This is a genomic window from Dickeya parazeae Ech586 (assembly GCF_000025065.1).
Taxonomy (GTDB): Bacteria; Pseudomonadota; Gammaproteobacteria; order Enterobacterales; family Enterobacteriaceae; genus Dickeya; species Dickeya zeae.
This window is the reverse complement of record NC_013592.1, coordinates 460,064-478,676: the sequence shown is the minus strand read 5'-3', so window position 1 is coordinate 478,676 and position 18,613 is coordinate 460,064. Positions and strand designations below refer to the sequence as shown.

The 18,613-nt window shown below is 51.5% G+C and carries 22 protein-coding genes; 5 read left to right on the top strand and 17 right to left on the bottom strand.

The window, feature by feature from the left end:
• Nucleotides 1–30: 30 nt before the first annotated feature.
• On the bottom strand, nucleotides 31–837 hold the full coding sequence (locus DD586_RS02165) for a hypothetical protein (protein WP_012883169.1): 807 nt from the start codon (nucleotides 835–837) through the stop codon (nucleotides 31–33).
• A gap of 240 nt (nucleotides 838–1,077) precedes the next feature.
• Nucleotides 1,078–1,698: a hypothetical protein gene (locus DD586_RS02160; RefSeq protein ID WP_012883168.1), complete on the bottom strand. Its 621-nt coding sequence runs from the start codon at nucleotides 1,696–1,698 to the stop codon at nucleotides 1,078–1,080.
• A 605-nt stretch (nucleotides 1,699–2,303) separates the two neighbouring features.
• Between DD586_RS02160 and DD586_RS02155 the strand changes: the two genes are divergently transcribed.
• Nucleotides 2,304–2,642 (top strand): hypothetical protein, encoded by a 339-nt coding sequence (locus DD586_RS02155; protein WP_012883167.1) that lies wholly within the window; start codon nucleotides 2,304–2,306, stop codon nucleotides 2,640–2,642.
• A 75-nt stretch (nucleotides 2,643–2,717) separates the two neighbouring features.
• Here the strand turns inward: DD586_RS02155 and DD586_RS02150 are convergent, their stop codons facing one another.
• Both DD586_RS02150 and DD586_RS02145 read right to left on the bottom strand, forming a co-directional pair.
• Nucleotides 2,718–4,115: a DUF6880 family protein gene (locus DD586_RS02150; protein WP_012883166.1), complete on the bottom strand. Its 1,398-nt coding sequence runs from the start codon at nucleotides 4,113–4,115 to the stop codon at nucleotides 2,718–2,720.
• A 5-nt stretch (nucleotides 4,116–4,120) separates the two neighbouring features.
• A complete protein-coding gene (locus DD586_RS02145; protein WP_012883165.1) occupies nucleotides 4,121–4,969 on the bottom strand; it encodes a pirin family protein in 849 nt (282 codons plus the stop codon).
• Between the two features lie 413 nt (nucleotides 4,970–5,382).
• On the opposite strand from DD586_RS02145, the gene DD586_RS02140 reads away from it, so the two are divergent.
• On the top strand, nucleotides 5,383–6,108 hold the full coding sequence (locus DD586_RS02140) for an SAM-dependent methyltransferase (protein WP_012883164.1): 726 nt from the start codon (nucleotides 5,383–5,385) through the stop codon (nucleotides 6,106–6,108).
• A 119-nt stretch (nucleotides 6,109–6,227) separates the two neighbouring features.
• Here the strand turns inward: DD586_RS02140 and DD586_RS02135 are convergent, their stop codons facing one another.
• The 11 genes from DD586_RS02135 to DD586_RS02085 form a co-directional block, all read right to left on the bottom strand.
• On the bottom strand, nucleotides 6,228–7,667 hold the full coding sequence (locus tag DD586_RS02135; protein ID WP_041164247.1) for a sensor domain-containing diguanylate cyclase: 1,440 nt from the start codon (nucleotides 7,665–7,667) through the stop codon (nucleotides 6,228–6,230).
• 450 nt (nucleotides 7,668–8,117) lie between these two features.
• The gene (locus DD586_RS02130) at nucleotides 8,118–8,513 is read right to left on the bottom strand and encodes a DUF6088 family protein (protein WP_035339559.1); all 396 of its coding nucleotides are present in this window, start codon (nucleotides 8,511–8,513) and stop codon (nucleotides 8,118–8,120) included.
• A 36-nt stretch (nucleotides 8,514–8,549) separates the two neighbouring features.
• On the bottom strand, nucleotides 8,550–8,825 hold the full coding sequence (locus DD586_RS02125; protein WP_012883161.1) for a type II toxin-antitoxin system RelE/ParE family toxin: 276 nt from the start codon (nucleotides 8,823–8,825) through the stop codon (nucleotides 8,550–8,552).
• Between the two features lie 3 nt (nucleotides 8,826–8,828).
• Complete coding sequence (locus tag DD586_RS02120; RefSeq protein WP_012883160.1) at nucleotides 8,829–9,077, bottom strand: CopG family ribbon-helix-helix protein; 249 nt, start codon at nucleotides 9,075–9,077, stop codon at nucleotides 8,829–8,831.
• 110 nt (nucleotides 9,078–9,187) lie between these two features.
• Nucleotides 9,188–10,021, bottom strand: coding sequence for a DUF4942 domain-containing protein (locus DD586_RS02115; protein ID WP_012883159.1), 834 nt, complete (start codon nucleotides 10,019–10,021; stop codon nucleotides 9,188–9,190).
• 117 nt (nucleotides 10,022–10,138) lie between these two features.
• Complete coding sequence (locus tag DD586_RS02110; protein WP_012883158.1) at nucleotides 10,139–10,459, bottom strand: TA system toxin CbtA family protein; 321 nt, start codon at nucleotides 10,457–10,459, stop codon at nucleotides 10,139–10,141.
• A 25-nt stretch (nucleotides 10,460–10,484) separates the two neighbouring features.
• A complete protein-coding gene (locus DD586_RS02105) occupies nucleotides 10,485–10,886 on the bottom strand; it encodes a type IV toxin-antitoxin system YeeU family antitoxin (protein WP_012883157.1) in 402 nt (133 codons plus the stop codon).
• Entirely contained in the window at nucleotides 10,886–11,359 is a 474-nt protein-coding gene (radC, locus tag DD586_RS02100) for a RadC family protein (RefSeq protein WP_012768688.1), read from the bottom strand. The genes DD586_RS02105 and radC overlap by 1 nt, the downstream gene beginning before the upstream one ends.
• 30 nt (nucleotides 11,360–11,389) lie before the next feature.
• A complete protein-coding gene (locus tag DD586_RS02095) occupies nucleotides 11,390–12,211 on the bottom strand; it encodes a DUF932 domain-containing protein (protein WP_012883156.1) in 822 nt (273 codons plus the stop codon).
• Between the two features lie 90 nt (nucleotides 12,212–12,301).
• A complete protein-coding gene (locus tag DD586_RS02090; protein WP_012883155.1) occupies nucleotides 12,302–13,168 on the bottom strand; it encodes a GTPase family protein in 867 nt (288 codons plus the stop codon).
• Nucleotides 13,169–13,302: 134 nt separating this feature from the next.
• Nucleotides 13,303–14,136, bottom strand: coding sequence for a CopG family ribbon-helix-helix protein (locus tag DD586_RS02085; RefSeq protein WP_012883154.1), 834 nt, complete (start codon nucleotides 14,134–14,136; stop codon nucleotides 13,303–13,305).
• Between the two features lie 736 nt (nucleotides 14,137–14,872).
• Here DD586_RS02085 and DD586_RS02080 point away from each other — a divergent pair.
• From DD586_RS02080 to DD586_RS02070, 3 genes are all read left to right on the top strand, one after another.
• Complete coding sequence (locus tag DD586_RS02080; protein WP_012883153.1) at nucleotides 14,873–15,502, top strand: inovirus Gp2 family protein; 630 nt, start codon at nucleotides 14,873–14,875, stop codon at nucleotides 15,500–15,502.
• A 120-nt stretch (nucleotides 15,503–15,622) separates the two neighbouring features.
• A complete protein-coding gene (locus tag DD586_RS02075; protein ID WP_012883152.1) occupies nucleotides 15,623–15,835 on the top strand; it encodes a helix-turn-helix transcriptional regulator in 213 nt (70 codons plus the stop codon).
• A gap of 79 nt (nucleotides 15,836–15,914) precedes the next feature.
• Nucleotides 15,915–16,490, top strand: coding sequence for a hypothetical protein (locus tag DD586_RS02070; protein WP_012883151.1), 576 nt, complete (start codon nucleotides 15,915–15,917; stop codon nucleotides 16,488–16,490).
• 304 nt (nucleotides 16,491–16,794) lie between these two features.
• Here DD586_RS02070 and DD586_RS02065 read toward each other — a convergent pair whose 3' ends face one another.
• Both DD586_RS02065 and DD586_RS02060 read right to left on the bottom strand, forming a co-directional pair.
• A complete protein-coding gene (locus DD586_RS02065) occupies nucleotides 16,795–17,709 on the bottom strand; it encodes a restriction endonuclease (protein WP_012883150.1) in 915 nt (304 codons plus the stop codon).
• A gap of 163 nt (nucleotides 17,710–17,872) precedes the next feature.
• A complete protein-coding gene (locus DD586_RS02060) occupies nucleotides 17,873–18,595 on the bottom strand; it encodes a M48 family metallopeptidase (protein WP_012883149.1) in 723 nt (240 codons plus the stop codon).
• Between the last annotated feature and the right edge of the window lie 18 nt (nucleotides 18,596–18,613).

The following is an 18,613-nucleotide window of genomic DNA, read 5'->3' as shown; positions in this document are numbered from 1 at the left end:
CGTGCGACGGATAAAATCAACCGACTAACGTCACTCGCGCCCCCGATAGGCGGTATTGGCTCCCATACTGCTGACGTACACATTGTGCGCCAACCCGGTTTCCTTCATTGCCTCCCAGAAATGCGCGTCTTGCGCCAGCATCGACAGGCTTTGCCACTGCAAGGCCTTTCCTGTGACCTCTTTACGCTGATACAAACCGAACCAGCCGCTAAACCCCGACACTTCCGCCACCGGGGCCAATAGCACCATGGTTGAGGACGGCTGACCGTGTACCTGCCGCATGCGTTCCAGCCACCCCAGCAATTGCTGCGGCGACAACGGCTGGCCAGCATCACCGTGCAGCACACCCGCATAAAGGCAGGCAGGCCGGGGTTTCAGTTCCAGAAACTCGCTTGCCGACATATCCTTACCGGTCAGGTGGTTGTCCCCCCAGCCTTGCGGCGAAAGGCGAAACTCACCCTGCTCGACGGCGGAAAATAAATCCAACCCCAACAACAGATAATGGTTGTCAGACACCAGGTGGTTTTCCTGCGCCAGCACCGGCAACGCCAGATCGGCACCCGGCACCCACTCCGGCGTAAACGCCTCTTTAACCGAAAAGATCTTCTCAATTTGATGGATGTTTTGCCGGGCATTGAAATCACACCGGTAGAGAATGTCGAAGAAGGTTTCCCCCTCAATATCACGGGTGATCACCGACGGCGGTACCGGCATCGCCAGCCCCAATGCGCTTAGCAATTCAGGCAGATAAGTCAGTGATGCCACTTCCGCATCGGTGTTGGTGTCACGCACCCAGGATTTACGGCGATGCTGTTCTTTTACATGGTAGCCTTTCATGGTGTTCTCCCGACAGATAGATGTCTTCACACCATAATTCGGCACGGGAAAATCCCCCCGGCGGCAAATAGGGAAAAACGGGTGGGGAATGGGGAGTTAGGTGGGGGCTCGCTTATTTACTCCGCCATTATCACAGCATATATCCGTTATTCACCCCAGTGCGTAGCGCCTGATAGTGAGATGTTTATGTCGCAACCCCCAATATGCTCAGGAGAATAGTATGGCTATTAATACCGACATTTATTTACTCTGAGTGGGATGATACGTTGACTGTAATTCCAACATCGATTCATCAAAAGCGCCTGTGCCATTAATCACTCTGCCCTTCCCTACCGTTAAATTTCTGGCCGTTCCGTACCCTTTGAGGAGCCCGCCTCGGTTATCTGGATTGGGTTCACGCCAACTTCCCCCGGTTAAGAGATGGCAACTATCAACGGTGATCTGCCCGAGAATTTGGCTCCCGGACTCAAGCCGACAAGCACCAAATATTGATGCACCGCCCAAATAACGGCCATCGTTACCAATTTCTATCATCGCCCCCGCTCGGTTCGCCTTAATCGTTACCCCACCTTCACCAAACTGGTTTTCAGAACCAACGCACACTGAACCCGCAGATGCCTCAATAACGGTATTACTGTAAAAAATATTATTGTTACCGACCTTCAGAATATGCCCACTTGACGCAGAAAGAATGATATTCGAATAAAAGATATTACCCGTGCCAATCTCTGCATGCTTTGATATCAGAACGGAGAAGGGGTCATAAATTACATTACCTTTCTCACACAATGCCACAAGCTGGCCTATGGTTAAAAAGCCATTCTGCAAGCGGATTCTGTCGAACATATCAAGATGACTCATACCATTCCCTTTTCGCATTCAAAGAAGAGTATAAATAAGGACATTCCATCATTAAAAATGATGGGAATTAATAACCGTTTATCACCCTCTCTAATAACAAAAAAGCAACGTAAGTGGAAGATAAAATCACGACATAAATTGCGGAGAAAAATAAGATTAATTAAAAATTCATCATAAGTTAATTCCTATGAAATAAAATAAATAATATTTTTTTACGTGAACCTTCACTTTGCATTTCATCCTCTGTCATAAGGCCAGCAACCGCTTTCGATCGCATGACCCGCAGGTTTTGCGAGCGCGATTCCAAAACGCGCCGCAACTCTACTGTAAATCTATCCAGCCTCTTTCACCCGGTTAGCGGCTGACATAGAGTGTTTGTGCTGCGGCAACATCCGCAGCCGGGCGTGGAACCCCGAATATCTGGAACTGGAAAACACTTTGTTTTTTCAGGGGCTGCGTGCACACTCTTTATCCGTGGCTCAGGCAGGGCAACCGCAAGGTTGGCCGGTCGCTAGATCCGGTGTTCCAACCCTGTCTGGGCCACATCTTTAGCTTGGAACCTGAAGGTGTGGCGACATAAACATCTAGCAATGGAAGACTTAATCATGACGGACAACCACACCACTCCCACTGACAGTAGCATCACCCTTTTCCGCGAGCTGATCGCCAGCCTGCCACTCCACCAGCTTGATGAAGTGCAGCTTTGTGACCTTGGTGCTATCGCGGCGGAATCCGTTTCCGGGTTGTGCCACGGGCTGAGTGAACTTGGCGACCGGCTGCAAGACGGTGCTGACATCAGCCCCGAACAGCGTTATCAGTTGGGTGCCAGCCTGAATGCCGCCGCGCACCTGATCCCGGCACTGCTGGAAATCTGTGAACAGGCGGAACGCCACGCCCACGCGCTGCCGCAGGCAAAAGAACCTATCCCGCTCTACGCGGTGTAACGGCTCTGGCAGGAAAACATGAGTGAAGCACCAGACGGGGCTTCACTCTGATATCCCACAGCGACAATCAGTACATTATGATTCCGCCAGCGTGATGCCTTGTTTCGCCACCTGCAAACCGGGGATTTTTTCCTGCATCACCTTCCACAAGGCATATTTACGAAAATGCTCACCATGCAATGTCTGTAGCCAGCCAAGCGTCTCTTCCTGCCAGCCAACCTCGCCAGCCGCACGGGCATAGTCAATGGCCTGTTTAGCGTCCGACGCGGCAGACGCATAATACCGGCTACTCGCCGTGCTGATAGCGGACTCAGCCAGCCGACGCCTCAATATCACCGCCCCCGCAGTGAGCCCCTGCTTTTGCAGTGTTGACGACAAGGTGCGCCAAAAAGAAAACGCACTCTGGAATACTTGCGGGAAAGCCAGCGCGTATTGACTCCTGCCAGTAATAAGGTCATTAATCAGGGCGTAGTGTTCGGTATCAGCCAGAAACTGCACCGTCTGTTCAACTCCACGCGCTATCGCCATTAACAGATAACGCTCAAAATCCTGCCCGGCATCGCCGCCTGACTTCAGGTACAACTGCCATACGCTGGCATCCGGCACCTGACGAAATGTGTCTTCCGCTATCTGCCGCGCTTCTTCTTGCCGCCCTTCTTCCAGCAACGCGTTCACCAACAAGGTAGCCCACTCCTTTTTAGGCAGCATCCACTCCCGTGTATTTCGCTTGAGGGCCTGAAGGATGGTGATGGCTTCTGGTGCACGCAGCTCATCCATCAACAATGTACATAGTTGCAGGACAGCGTTCACATTGCTGATGTTGCCCCGTTCGAACAGTATTCTGGCCCCCTCTACATCCCGGATAGCCAGGTTAAGGATAAAGGCTTTATCGTCATGTCCATCTTGCAGCAACAACTCGCGCAAGGCACGCAACGTCTCCGTACCTAACTCGCCACGCCAGTCAGCCAGCCTTTCAAACTCAAACCACTGATCTTCCTGCACGAGTGCGTAGATCTTCCCAGCAACCATCGCTGGAGGCGCCTCTTTTTGTTGTGCCAACGCCGCCATCCACACGTCAAACAAAGCGGAAAGGTAATCCATCCAACTCCCGCTGGAGGTATCGACCTGTTCTGAAAGCCTTTCAAAATCAAGGATCATGCGTGCAGCCAACGCTTCGACACGCAAGAAATGGGCAGGAACGAGTCTGCTGAGAGGGACGACAATATCCTGCCTCAGAGAGGCAAAAAAGCCATCAGCTGCGTAATAATCATAAAAATGCCTGCTGTTTGTCTCATGGTCATACGCTTTCTCAAGACGTTTCAGCACATCATCCGATACAGACAACCAGCCATAAACCAGCGTATCACGCGCCGGTTTATGTTCACGAGCCAGCGTTAATACAATATCCAGTAACGTGTCACGATTGAGGTCATTCAACGCAGCAAGCTGCTTTTTCGTCAGTTCTCTGGACATGCAGGTCAGGCCCCATCAAACTTCCCGGCGTGGTAATCCGCTATCGCTTGCTGGATCTCTTCACGCGTGTTCATCACGAACGGCCCGTAAGAGACGACAGGTTCCTCTATCGGCTCCGCATACCCAAACAGCAGCACAGCCTCTGCTGTCGCGTTGATGACAACGGCATCACCATCATCATGCATTTCCACCAAATTCCACGGTGAAACCGGGGTTCCGGCGATGTTCACCGCACCGCGCACCACGTATAAGAACACGTTGTTTCCCTGTGGCGCAGGTAACGCGACCTCCGCCCCCGCATTCAATTGCACCACCGACATAAACACACCCGTCAGCGAGGGGATAGGGCCCGTCACCCCGGCATACACTCCGGAAATCAACTGCATATCCCCCTGCCCTGATGCCAGCGGCACACGGGGAATGTCGTCCCGTTGCAACCCGATATAACGGGGTAAGGTCATTTTCAGGCGAGCAGGCAAATTCACCCACAGTTGCAGGATCTCCATCGCCCCGCCCTGACGTTTGAAGTCATCCGGCGACAGTTCAGAGTGAACCAGCCCGGAACCGGCCGTCATCCACTGCACGCCACCCGCGTTGATAATGCTTTCATGCCCGCCGCTGTCACGGTGCGCCAGGCACCCTTCCAGAATAAAAGTGACGGTTTCAAACCCACGGTGAGGATGTGGCCCGAACGGTAACCCCTGATTATTGGGGGAATACACTTGTGGACCGTGATGATTCAAAAACAAAAAAGGATCCACCTGCGGCACGCCCGGGCCGGGCACCGGACGACGGGTTATCAGGTCTGCGATGTCATCCCGATAGGCCGCATGACAGGCTGAGACAGTACGCATAATTTCCTCTCTACATTGATTCGATAATGGCAACGCTCCCCTGTGGGCCGCAATATGGCAGGGTGAGCGACAGCACCGCACCGGGTAACCTTACCTGAAATCACATTTTTGGGCTGTGGACGCCTTTTTTAACCATCCGCAGAGGTTAGCGTTTAGGCGTAACCCCCTTCCCACTCTACCGAGTCAGACCGAGGCGTTGATGCTGAAGAATGTCATCATCCGATAATCAGCCTACCGGCCATTGCAGGCTCGGCTGATTATCGCAGTGCTAAAACATGACACAGACACCTGCGGGTGTTGGCGTGTTTTTGCCTATGATGAATAACAGGTTGCCAGTCTGCATTTATCCCGTCGGGAACAACGCACCTTACACGTTCGCCCAACCCGATAACCGCTAAGGTACAGGTAATATTATGTCTATAACGACGCCATTAACTACTCCGTTTACCGATAGCTATGACAGCGCTTTTCTTCTGGACACCATGATGGGGCCAAATGCCATGCGCATTACGGAAGAAATGGCCGCACAGCTCCCCATCACCCCCGGCATGCGCATCCTTGATTTGGGTTGTGGGAAAGGCATTTCATCCATCCTGCTGGCGAAAAAGTACGATGTCACGGTGTTTGCCGCCGATTTATGGATAACCCCGACTGAAAACGCCAGGCGCTTCGCCAGTCAAGGGGTTGATTCTCACATCATTCCGCTGCTGTTGGACGTCACAAAGGAGATCCCCTTCGCGCAGGAATACTTTGACATGATCATCAGCGTCGATGCCTGGCAATACTTCGGCAGTAACGACAGTATGCTGGCGAAAATGCTGCCGTTTGTGAAACCCAACGGGCTGATTGCGGTGGCGGTTCCTGGATTTATACAAAACTACTCGGAAGGGAACCTGCCCGAGGTCGTCAAACCGTTCTGGACACCGGACTGGTACTTCTATTCCTGCCACTGGTGGAGAACGCTCTGGGAAAAAGAACCCGGCATAGAAATTCTCCAGCTACGTGAAATGGACTCATGCCAGCAGGCCTGGGATGACTTTATGCCATGCACGCTGGCTCAGGAAATGATGGTTCCTATTATGGAAGCCGGAGCGGGGGCGTATTTCAACATGATTCAAATCGTGGGACGAAAAGTATGAGCAGGCGGGCTAGCCTGACCGGTTGACCCGGCGGGCTATTGGGACATAGAGCCAGGCGTTAAGGTGTTGTCACGCCTGGCTCTGATTACCGTTACAGCCCTGATTTTTCAGCCGGTTATTCACTCGGCCATCACCGCCTGATCACGCCCCTGACGCTTGGCCTGATACAGCGCCTTGTCGGCGCGTTGTACCAGATGGTCGATGCTTTCACCGGGATTAGATTCCGCGACACCGCAACTGATGGTCAGGTTAATCACCTGATGGCGATGCGACACCAGCGCAAAGTGAACGGCCTGACGAATCTTCTCGGCGACACGATGAGCCTGATGCAGCGAACAATCGCCCAGCAGCAGCACGAACTCTTCGCCCCCCCAGCGGCAGGCGGAATCTGTTTTACGAATCGCCCGCTGGATCAACCGGGCGGTTTTCACCAACACCCGATCACCGATGTGATGCCCGTACTGATCGTTAATTTTCTTAAAAAAGTCCAGGTCGATCAGAATGATCGAGAACGTACGTTGCTGCGCCGATTGTTTCATCCGCAAGGTCCGAAAAATGTATTCGAACGCTTGTCGGTTCATCAGCCCAGTCAGTTTATCAGTGGTGGCCATCAGCTCAAGCCGCCGTTGGTATGCACCGATAGTCAGCCAGATCAGCAACAACATGGCGATGCTGGCCGTAATACTGATGCCGGTATTTTTCAGTAGCGTGATCCACAGTTGTCGGTCATGCGGCCCGCTGTTCTGCTCCACCATCAGCTTCCAGCCGAACTCCGGAATAACGCGGGTGTTCAAAAAGATATTTTCGCCATCCAACGAGTAGCGATAGCTGCCGCCCGGCGAGGTCAGCACCTGAGTTGCCAGCGACTGTAACCCCGGCTGTTGGTGAATATTCGACGCACGATGAAACGCCTTGCTGTGCAACATCACATCGCCATCTTCATCAATAAGGTAGATAGTGCGGTTATAACGCTGTTCGTAGGTTTCAATCAGTTGGGTAACCCGCTGCACCGGCAAGCCCACGCCAGTCACCCCAATAAAGTTACCGCTATAATCGAACACCTTATAATTGATAAAAATATCCATCCGGGTGCGATTTTCGGGATCGACACCGATCTCAATATCGTAAGGGTCGCCATCCTTTTCATCCCTGATATCAAAAAACCACTTATCTTCAGGAGACGTTTCTAAAAGCGTATGGCTTATCTTCTCCGGGTCGTAATAGCGGTGGGTATTATTGGAAACAAAAAAGGAAACCACCGTATTAAAACGCCGATCGATCTCCCGAAGATAGCGAGTCATCGCCTGCGGATCCGTTTCATTGGACAGCACCCAGTCTTTCACGAAGGTGTCGTGCGCCATCAGCGATGAAATAAAAATGGGATTAAGCAGGTCGCGCTGAATTTCGGAATAGACATTGTCGCTGGTCAGCGGCAGCGAGCTTTCTGAAATCTCATCGAACAGCGAATGGCGCGCCACCTGATAACTGCTCCAACTGATCACCAAAAATGCGCTCAGCAACATGCAGGAAAACAGGATCGCCGCCCGTTTTTTGTTCATCCAATAGGTCTGGGAAGTGTGAGAAGGAGACAACACGGTTCCTCTGGCTGACGCCCGCCGGCCCATCGCCGGAAGCTACGAATACAAAATGCCGTAATGGTAATGAAGTTAGTCCATAACGCAAACCACTGCATGCTATCTGCGGGGGATTTTTGGTGGGGTTAGCCGATGTTCCGGCAAACTGGGGGGAGGAGCTCATCACCGAGCAACCTGGAGGCTACTGGCTGAACGTAAAAAGCGGGTTAAAGGAAGGTTGATATGAAGGTTAGTGCGAAGGCCGGACTCGCACATTGCATGTAACCTCATGATTTAATATTAATTAAAATAAAGACTAAAGACATTATACCAACACAGATACCAACGCTTGAAATTGTTAAATTTGGGACTCGAAGCCGCGCAGATGTTTTAGAAGGGAAGATTGGCACCTGACAATATCATTGCACCAGAGCATCATGCATTTAATTTACTGTTCCCTACGCTAAGCACTCTTTTAAAACTCAGCGGGGTTTCTATTTCCAGAGACACAGGAATCTGCGTGGATTTCCCGCTGTTATACGCTGCCGTTGCACCAACGAAACGATAAGGGACATTTAAACACTCTAAAGTTTCAATAATCACGGCTGAAGATCCCCCTGGTGCGGAAGGCATGATGTTGCCAGTAATACTATTTTGACGAGCTTTGGTGTATACCCCGTAGCCCACCTTCAGTAATACACCTTCACTGACCAGATTACGTAATACTTTGCCAACTTGGGCATAGCTGCCAATATCCTTGAAGTCATCACGAGTGAAGACATAACGCGTGGAACTCTTCAGCCTAGACTGAATACGATCTCTCATCGTCATGTTCTCCTTCATATACTTATCGAAGATAACGATAATTCAGCGATCTTCTCGTGTATGCCACAAATCGACGATATAAATAGTGTTGTGCTGAATTTCATAGTGAACCTCGTAATCATCAAACAGAATTTTTCTCACCTCACGGGGTTCATATCTTGTCTGAGATACACCGATTCTTGGATGATCAACAAGCTCTGTTGTTCCGATGAACAGGCGATCTAACACATCGTCAGCATGCTGCCGACTGTACTGGCTGGCAAACCGATAAATGCGCTCTAGGTCATCCTGTGCCTTTTGTGTCCAAAGTATTTCCATTGATTACGACTTTTTCAGTTTATTGGCAAAATCGAGAACATCAGCATGGTTTACCACCCTTCCAGCATCAACATCAGCAAGGCCTTGCAAAATCCGTTGATGCTGACGTTCTCTCTCTTCGATCATTGCGGTCAATGCTTCTTTAATCACCCAACTTTTCGACCTATCCAATTCAATAGCCAGGCTTTCAACCGCAGCAGCAAGCTCGGCGGGTATCTGAGCACTAATAGTCTGTTTTGCGGGCTGTCCCATGGAAATCACCTTTTAATAAAAATTAATAACACTTATTAAAATAGCATAATTTTGTTAGTACCACTACCAGTGACAAGTACAGCATCAAGCATCCCTGCTACGTCATACGCTCACCTCGCCGCCAACATCCCCGGATAATGTTTGGCAATAATGTCGTTCATCTGATCGATTAAGTCAGGGCGTTTAAAGATGAGATGCCCGGTGCCTTTCTGAAAGTAACGCACACTAAAATACGTATCTTCGTATTCTTGCTGATGAGGATTATCACGGATATGGTTCATCAGCCGGATAGTCACATCGCTCCGGTTATCAGGAATGGGTTTGCCATCCAGCAAGGACAGCATCCGCTCCAGATCGGCCAGTTGATCGCGTCGCCAGCCCCAGTTCAGGCCAAAGCCCCAACGGTGGTACGTCACCAGATTGCTGATGATGATTTTCTTACCGAAGTAGCAAGGATGGTTGGTTTTGTAATCCCACGATAACTCTTTGAATACGTTAATCACCCCGCGTTCGAATACCTCCCGTTTACTCTGGTGAAGTTGTTCAAACGTGCTGAGAATATTGGCTTCGCTGATGGTCGGCAGGTCGCCCTCGTCCAGATTCTTATGCCACTGGCTGCGGGCTTGTGCGTCCATCAATGACAACATGCCGGATTTCAGCATCAGGTCGCGCCAGATATGGCTGTCCAGTGTGCGGATAATGGCTGGCATCGCCTTGTCAGGCGTTTCTGTCAGCCAACAATCGTAGCGACGCCCTGGCTTCAATGCCCAGTCTTCAACGGTGCCGCCACCGATAGTCGCCGTTAGCGTTGAAATGGCCTGTAACCGGGTAATGAGCTGTTCTATCTGTTGCAGCGCGGCATCACGTCCAGTGACGATACGCGCAATGTTGGTCGAGCCAATCAGCTCGGTGTGGTCGGTTAACACCTCGGGTTCAGTTTGCATAGTGTGTGGTCCATACATCACAGCCAATACGCCAGCTGGTAACGGCTGGCGTATTATGCATCGGGGGGAAGGATTAATCGGTTTGGCGTTGTGTGACTGGAAAGCGGCTCGCAGTCTTTATGGTTTGAGCAGGCCGGTGGCCCGTCTGGCGCGGAGAATATCGACCGCGTTCAGAAACGGTTTTTGCTCCTGCCAGCTAAAACCGCTGCGATCGATACGCACCAGTTCATAGCGCTCCACCAGAAAGTTCACGGCGTCCGGCAGCGAAACTCCTGCGTCGAGGTGGGCCTGAATCTCGGCTTCCTCGCAAAACGGCGTGTCGTTGAGCGTCAGCCCGTAGTGCTTGTCCAGCAGGTAAGTTAATAACTGTTGCCAGACACTCACAGGTGACAGGCATGACGATGCCTCCCGCGCCGGGGATGGGGATGGTGTTTGCATGGATAGGCTCTCTTAAGATAAACGCTTAAAGTGAAGGGAATGCGGTTGCCGGTGTGGCCGCCATGGTCGGGTAAATCGTGATATAGACGTAGCCCGCACTGCCCAGTGTATCGGCCTCGCAGGTCAGTACGCCGTCATGCAGCGTGACGCGTTGCTGTCGGCGGGGATCGAGCTCACCGGTCACAAGCTTTTTCTCCAGTTGTTTCACTATCAATGGGAAGCAGTGTTCCAGATGGCAGGCCACGGTTGCACTGAAGGTGCCGGTCACACCGGCACGGTCGGCGAGAAAATGCAGGTGACACCCTTCCTGTACCAGCCGGGCTCCAAAGCGAGGTTTCAGAGTGTGTTCAAGTCCCCATTCCAGGGCATCCGATAATGACAAGGTATTTTCCTCCTGACAGGTTAATGGAATGACAGCGAAAGGCATTACAGCCAGCCGCGTTCGGCGAACGACACCACCTGATTGCCGCCAATGACCAGATGATCCAGCGTGCGGATATCCACCAGCTCAAGAGCGCTTTTCAGCCGCTCGGTAAGTGCCCGGTCTGGCGTGCTCGGTTCGGCATGGCCGGAGGGGTGGTTGTGCGCCAGGATCACCGCCGCTGCGTTGTGGCGCAGGGCCGCTTTGACGATTTCTCTGATGGGAATATCGACATGGTTGATGCTGCCCAGCGCCATGATTTCCCGGTCTATCAGGCGATGCTGGTTATCGAGAAACAGCACCATGAACACCTCCCGCTCCAGCGGGGCCAGATGCAGTTGCAGCCACATTCGGGTATAGGAGGAGGCGGTAAACGGCTCACCCGGCTGGCGCAGGTGGCGCTCCAGCAGGCGCTGGGCCCGGCGGATGATGCGCTGCTCATGTTCGGTAAACGGGGTCGGTAAAACCGGTTGATTCATCGGGGGTCTCCCTGAAAACACAAACAGGATTTAGTCGGCATGTTGCAGCAGCGATTCCGCCAGCACCCACAGCGCCCGGTTGAGCCGCACATCGTTGTCGATACTGCTGACAGCACGGGTGCGGGCCCGTTTCCCCTGCGGATTGCGACCGGGCAGCCCGCCCTTTATCAGGTTCTCCTGAATACGCTGAAAGGTAGTCCACAGGTCTTGCCGGTCGTCCTGCCAGCGGCGCGGCGTCAGGATTTGCGCTGCCGTCACCGGCTGATGCGCCTCACCAAAACGGTACGTCAGGGCGGCGTTTGCCAGCGCGGATTGCGCCGGAGGCGGTAACAGCAGCGACTGCATGGCGTCACGCTTTTCCTCGATGCGCTCAAAGGTATCCAGCACCTCATAAGCGCCTTCAATCACCCGGCCCACCACATCGCCTTTATGGGGCACCCGCACCTCGCCAAAACTTTCGCCGCAAATCAGCCCGTTCTGGCAGACCTGCCGGAACAGCCCCGGCAGCATCTGGTACGAACTGGAGCCGTCATGGCTGTTGAGCAGGATGATTTCCGGCACCTGATGGCCGGCGATTTGCCCCTCCCGACGCAGGCGCAGCATGTGTTTGGTGTGCTCGCGGCGGCTGTCGTCGCGCACACGGGTCTGGCAGGCAAAGAACGGCTGGAAGCCTTCACGTTGCAAATTATCCAGAAGGGTAATCGTCGGAATGTAAGTGTATCGGTCGCTGCGGGATTCATGCTTTTCCTCACTGAACACACTGGGTACGGTGCGAAACAGCTCTTCGCGGGTTAACGGACGGTCACGGCGAATCAGGTTTGCTGCGCCAAAGCACGAGGCCAGACGGGTCATGGCAGACTCCTTGAGATAGCTGAAAATAAAAAGCCCGGACGCACAGGCGACCGGGCTCGGAAAACGGATGGGTAATGCAGAATTAACGGCTCAGAAGAACACCGCCCACAAAGCGCGGGCCACGGACACCACGGTATCGCGCAGCGTCTGGATAAGCGTGCGCACCGTGGCCGGTATCAGCGGCAGACGGCTGACGGTATCGAGCGTGCTGCCCACCGTATCGGCAAAATCATCGCGGGCTTTTTGAGTGACGTGTTCGCTACGAAGGGGCGGCTGTAGCTGTGTGACCAGCGGGCTGCTGGCTTGGCGCGGCAGGCTTGCCACCATCAGCGCCGCCATGCGCGACAGCCCCCAGCGCAGCCGCACCGAAACCGCGCAGACCGGGTGCACCGGCAAAAACAGGGTGTGCAGCAGGGCGATTTTGCGCTCAAGGCTCTGCCTCTGTATGGCAGACAACGCCTTCACGCCGCCCTCAGTGGGTTCAATCTTGTCCGCCTGACTGACCACAAACAGCACCTTGTGCCGCCAGGCTTCACCAATCACCTGATGGTAAAAGTGCTCGTCCACCGCCAGCGCCCGGTCATCGGCCTTGATCAGCCACAGCACCAGATCGAGATGCGGAAGTTGCTGGCGATACATCGCGGCATACTCAATATCACGCCGTTCACTTTCACCGACACCGGGCAGGTCTACCAGCGTCATGCAACGCTCACCCACGTTAAGGCGAAAGCGCAACGGCTCACGGGTGCAGGCCGACACATCACTGACCGGCGACACCTCACCGGCAAACAGCGCATTACACAGGCTGCTCTTGCCCGCACCGGTCTTACCCATGATGCCGATAACCGGCTCGTAGTGGGTCAACTGCCGGATATGCTGCCAGATTTGCGCTGTCACCCACTCCGGCAACCCCGACAACGCCTGACGCAACGGCGCAGGCCCATCCTGATGATTCATATCATATCCTCGGTAAACACAAACGGCAGCACCGTGAGGCGCTGCCGTTAAGGGGAAGGTTCGGGGAGATGATATCTATCTGAAAATATTTTAAAGCAGGGCTTTGGGTTCACCGTCACTTTTAAAGCCCGGTATTATTTTCTGTTCTTTTTTACGCGTATTGCCTGGTTTGTTACCATTATCACATCATCGCTTTTCACGAGCGCAATGGCCTGGTCAGATAACGCGCGTCTTCTCACGCCCATAACAAGCATCTTGTTTTGAAAAATCGTGATGGGCATCCAGTAAAGATAGCCTGGTGCTAACTGTTTATTCTTTTTCCTCACCAACGTACTCAGTGGTGCCCGGCCAATTTCCCTCACATCCAATACCTGAATAGCGTGATAATCCAGATAAAAATGATCTTTTGAATGCGTATTTTCTTTGACATTGACCAGCGTGACCGCATAAACGACGTTGCGAACTGGCCCCACCCCTGGAATATATTCCTGCGTCCCCCGTACCCTTACCGCCAGGATTTTCACATCATCACTTTTAATAGCCCCAATAAATGTTCTCGCCAGATCTGAATCTTTTCCCAGTTTCACATTGAGATCGTTTATCAGCCCCTCATGAAACTCGTTAAGCTTATCAACAAGGCTGTCATATTCTTCGATCTCCCCCTCCTCAGATACGCTAATACCGTGAAGACGAATCTCAAACCAGCAATCACCGGAATAAAAATAATCCCGTAGCGAGTTAAAATACAAAGACTCATACCATTTAATGCTTATTTTTTCGGGAATGATGCCATCACCGGGAATGTTCTCTTCATCATGCTGGTGCTTTTTCTGGTCAATGGCAAAATCAAGCAATTCACTGACAAGCTCGGATCGCGATCGTTTACCACGGGCAGCGACGTACTTATCCAATGCCTCCAGCGTGGTTTTCCTGATACTGAACGAACAAATCTTAGTGTGCTTTTCCATCGTAAAACGTTCTCCCACCGTTTTCCCTATCACCCACGACTCAAGGCGTTCACCCGAAAGCAGCCAGGGTGCTTTCCGCACTGCCGCATGTGGGCACCACCAACAAGAATAGGTTATTAACCTTAACTAAAAATAAATTAAAAACAAAATATTGAAAGAATAAAATTTTGATGACCATAAACAACGGGAAGCATCACAAAGAGGCCGTGGCCGGGCGTTATGCATTAAGCGCACGGAAGACTTCATGCGGAGAAAATCGCTTCTCGGTAAGCAGAGAGAACGGGCAAGTGCCAGTATGGTGGCGAGGTGTGGTCAGGTATGCCGGTCAGCCGATTATCCACATGAACCGTCATTGACGGTTTTCACCATATGGGCAGTGATTTGGGGCGAATGCACGGAGTCAAAAACCGGCAACCGTCGTAATATCATGACAGCTGGAAAAATAAAAACACTGTGCAACCCTTAACTTCAGAGTAACCATCCGAAAAATTATCTCCAGATTATCTGCTAACCGTGGTGCATCTGATAAGGCTTTTATTGAACCGGGGAGATAAAAGGGAGTAATCATAATTGTCGGATTGGTAATATATATACTGCCATTCTTCACTTCATATCAAAAACAGTATTCGAATAACACCCTAAGACAATACCCCACGCATTTACCAGAACAGTCTCCTGATAATATTTTTACATCATCTCCGCTCACTATGTCTTTAACCCAAAGAAGTGATGAGAGATGAACAGAGAAATCATTGTTGATGAAACCTATGGGCCGCTATGTCGTCATTATGTCGCCCGAATCGAGGAAACCCTTCACAAAGCGCTAAGGGCACACCCCCGCACACTGGCGCTGAGAATAGATTTACACATTCCTGACAGGGACGATATATCAGGCATGGCAATACGCAATAACGTTATCAGCCGCTTTATGGCGTCATTAGCGTCTCAGCTCGAAGCACAAAGGTATCGAAAAATGCAGTCAGGCATTCGGGTACACCAAACTGATTTGCGCTATATCTGGTGCCGTGAATTTGACTGGTTTGGTAACAAACCCCATTACCATGTGGTGCTGTTACTGAATAAAGATACTTACCAGTCACCGGGGCACTACCTGTCAGATGACACCAATCTGGCAACGATGATCATTGCGGCCTGGAACCGGGCATTGGGAATGAAAGTTGCGGACACCCCACTGGCCCGTTCACTGGTGCATTTTCCTGAGAACCCCTGCTACTGGCTCGATGTAAACAGCGAAGAGACTGAGCGGGCCTATTCCAGCCTGATGTTCCGGCTCAGGTATATGGCAAAAAACGCAACCAAGCACCACGAGGACCATCTCCGGGCTTTTGGTTGCAGCCAGCGCTGACGGAGATTTTCCTGCACCGAAGATCTTTTTTACAGCGTGACCAGTTGGTATGGCGGAGTCGGCTGGAGCATCAGATAACCACCGACTCCGGTATCCATCACCCAGCCGGAGAATACCACCATGACCAGCGAACCCAGTCTGCTCAAAGATCAATTCGTCGATATGGCGTTTATCACCAAATTGACCGGATTAACCGACAAATGGTTTTACAAGCTGATTCAGGACGGCACATTTCCACCCCCCATCAAATTTGGTCGCCGCTCCCGCTGGCTGCAAAGTGAAGTGGAAGCCTGGCTCCAGCGCCGTATCGAACAATCCCGAGTATCACAATGACCTCCTTTTTACTTTCTGAACCATGTTGCTCGTGTCCGGCACGGTGCCAGAGGTGGGTAAATCTTCAAGGATTCTTAATATGCAAGAGACAAAAACACGTCATCACAGCCTGTTGACCCATTACCAGCGCTGGCTGAACGGCATTACCAGACTTGCCATACTTAATGGCATGTGCCACCCGAACATTCAGGCCAGCCATCACCTGATGATTGCCAGCCTGTATTACCCAACCATCGGCCAGGTGAATGCCGTTGTGCCGCAATCTCTGTATCGCCTGATTTACCAGCAGCCCTCTCCACCCCGAATGTCAATCGCTACCGATTTGAACATCAGCCTGGAAACAGAAACAATATTGCTGCTGCGACATCCAATGCTGGAAGGTATTTTACTGAGCGAGTGCATTCGCCTGAAGCAGCGCTCGCTGGCGAACAAGCTGATTAGCCTGTTTCAGCAATTCAGCTCACCGGAATACCGATACAAACTCGTCTGGCTGTGCTGGTACGATTTAATGCTAGGCGCGCCGCTGGAAGACTGGCAGGAGAATCTGAAGCGTAAAACACCGGGGGAGCTTGGTGTCTGGCTGAACAAACGTCAGGACGAGAATGCCCTGCTGACACACATGATGGATGAGTATCTTCTGTTCATTGGGGAATGATGTTGATGAGGTTTTAGGAACAAAAGAGGTGAGGTATTTTCATGTATTTTTGTTAACCCCGGATATCTCCGAAAGAAAAGCTCGAGCTGGCAAGCCCGTTATCAACCTTGAGATATCAAGCCTGCGACAATTGACAATTTACTACGAACTTAATTCCTCTTAGGTGGATTAATCCTCCATCGACACATGCAGGCAGTTAAAGCTTGACCTGGAGGCATTAAACCCGGGTCAACCATTCAGAAAGCACTCAAACAAGCCGTCTAAACCAATAGCCGGAGCCATCGCTCCGGCTCAGATTCACTCATTACTCAAAATAATCCATATCCAGCTTAGGCACTTTAACCAAGCGTGAAGAAACACCGACTTCGTTTTCAATCATCAAATGAACCAGGCGTTCGCCATCAACCAGAACCATACCTTCAACGGAATGGGCAAAATCTCGCGCCTGAGAAGTAAAACCGGAAGTGGTGATAAACACACCACGTTTCGCCTTTTGTCCGGCCAGCGCACCATAGAACGCTTGCAGTTCTGGACGGCCAACGGTGTTTTGCCAGCGTTTAGCCTGTACGTAAACCTTTTCCAGCCCCAGCTTATCAAGCGAAATAATACCGTCGATACCACCATCACCGGTGCCGCCTACGCGTTGCAGGTCATCCCGATGCCCGCCATATCCCAGACGATGAAGAACATCCAGAACGATAACCTCAAAACGTGTCGGGGATACTTGTAACAGATTTTCCAACAGCTCATCAGCAACTGCGTCCCGCAGCTCTTTTAACGCCTGATCAAGACGATCGTCCGGGCTGCTTTTTGCCAGCTCTTCCTGGTTCAGTATGGCTGGTCTTGGATCAAGATCGACAGCATCAGGTTGCTGCTTAAGCTTCACGTTCATAAAATCAAGCGCCAGATAGTTCACTTCCTCTTCAGTGAGTGGCAGGGGATGGGCATGTACCCAATTAACTCCTTCTGGCGTTAAGCACCACTTGCCTCTGGATAAGCTTTGCGATAACCCGGCTCGCTTCAGGCGGTCATGTGCCCAACCAGCCCGATTTTTATAAACTAACTGACCGCTGGCAATTGCTTCTGACCGCTGATTATCATCAAGATTAAGTGCTTCAGCAGCGGCTTCGTGCGCATCGCGAGCCGGTACGCCATCAGGTTTACCTGCCAAATAGCGGAGTACTGGCTCAATAAATTTATCGTAGGTAGGAACGGCCATGGAAACATCCCTGATAATGTTTTTATTGGATTGGTTATCAAACCAATCAGCTATAAATTAGTTGGTTACTCAGCAACCAAGTGTACTTCCAACTTATGAGGACGGTGAACATATACACCATTGTTACCCATTTTGCTGCCCTAGGGAAAATCTCATCCCTACATCATAAATCAGAAAAAATCACCCCGGCCATCCCATCCAGACGTGTTTTTACTATTTCCCATGCAGGCATCACCTGTCCCATTAGCCGATAAAAGCGTTCGCTATGGTTATGCTCAGCGATATGACACAGTTCATGTAGAATCACATAATCAATGCATTCACGGGAGGCTTTGACCAAATAGGGGTTGAGCGTCAACCGACCATGAGGAGAGCAACTTCCCCATTGGGTTTGCATCGTTAAAAGGCGTAGTTGCGGACGTTCACTTACCCATAATGCCTGTTCCAGCATCGCCTCTAATCGCCTGGAAAAAACCTCTTTAGCTCGGGTTTTGTACCAATCCACAAGCAACTGCCGAACCTTTGCTGCGTTTCTCTGGTGTAGCGTCACCTCCAGCTTGCCGCGCAACATCTTGACGCCCTGTATCCCTGATGGCTCTTCAAGAACCTTTAGCAGATATTGCTTACCCAAGTAATAATGACTCTCCCCGCTAATGTACTGCCGTGGAGTGATGTATTCACGCTGCTGGCGAAAATCACGTAGTTGTTGATATATCCAACGACTACGCTTTTTCACCGCATTCAGTACTGCATGATCGTCAGCATCCTTGGGTGCTGAAACAACCACCCTGCAATCTGGGTGTACTTTTATCAGCACGCGTCCAACTGACTGGAGACGCGAAACGCAGTCAAAACTAATTCGCTCATCACCGTAAAAAAAACACATTGACCTATGTGGACGTTG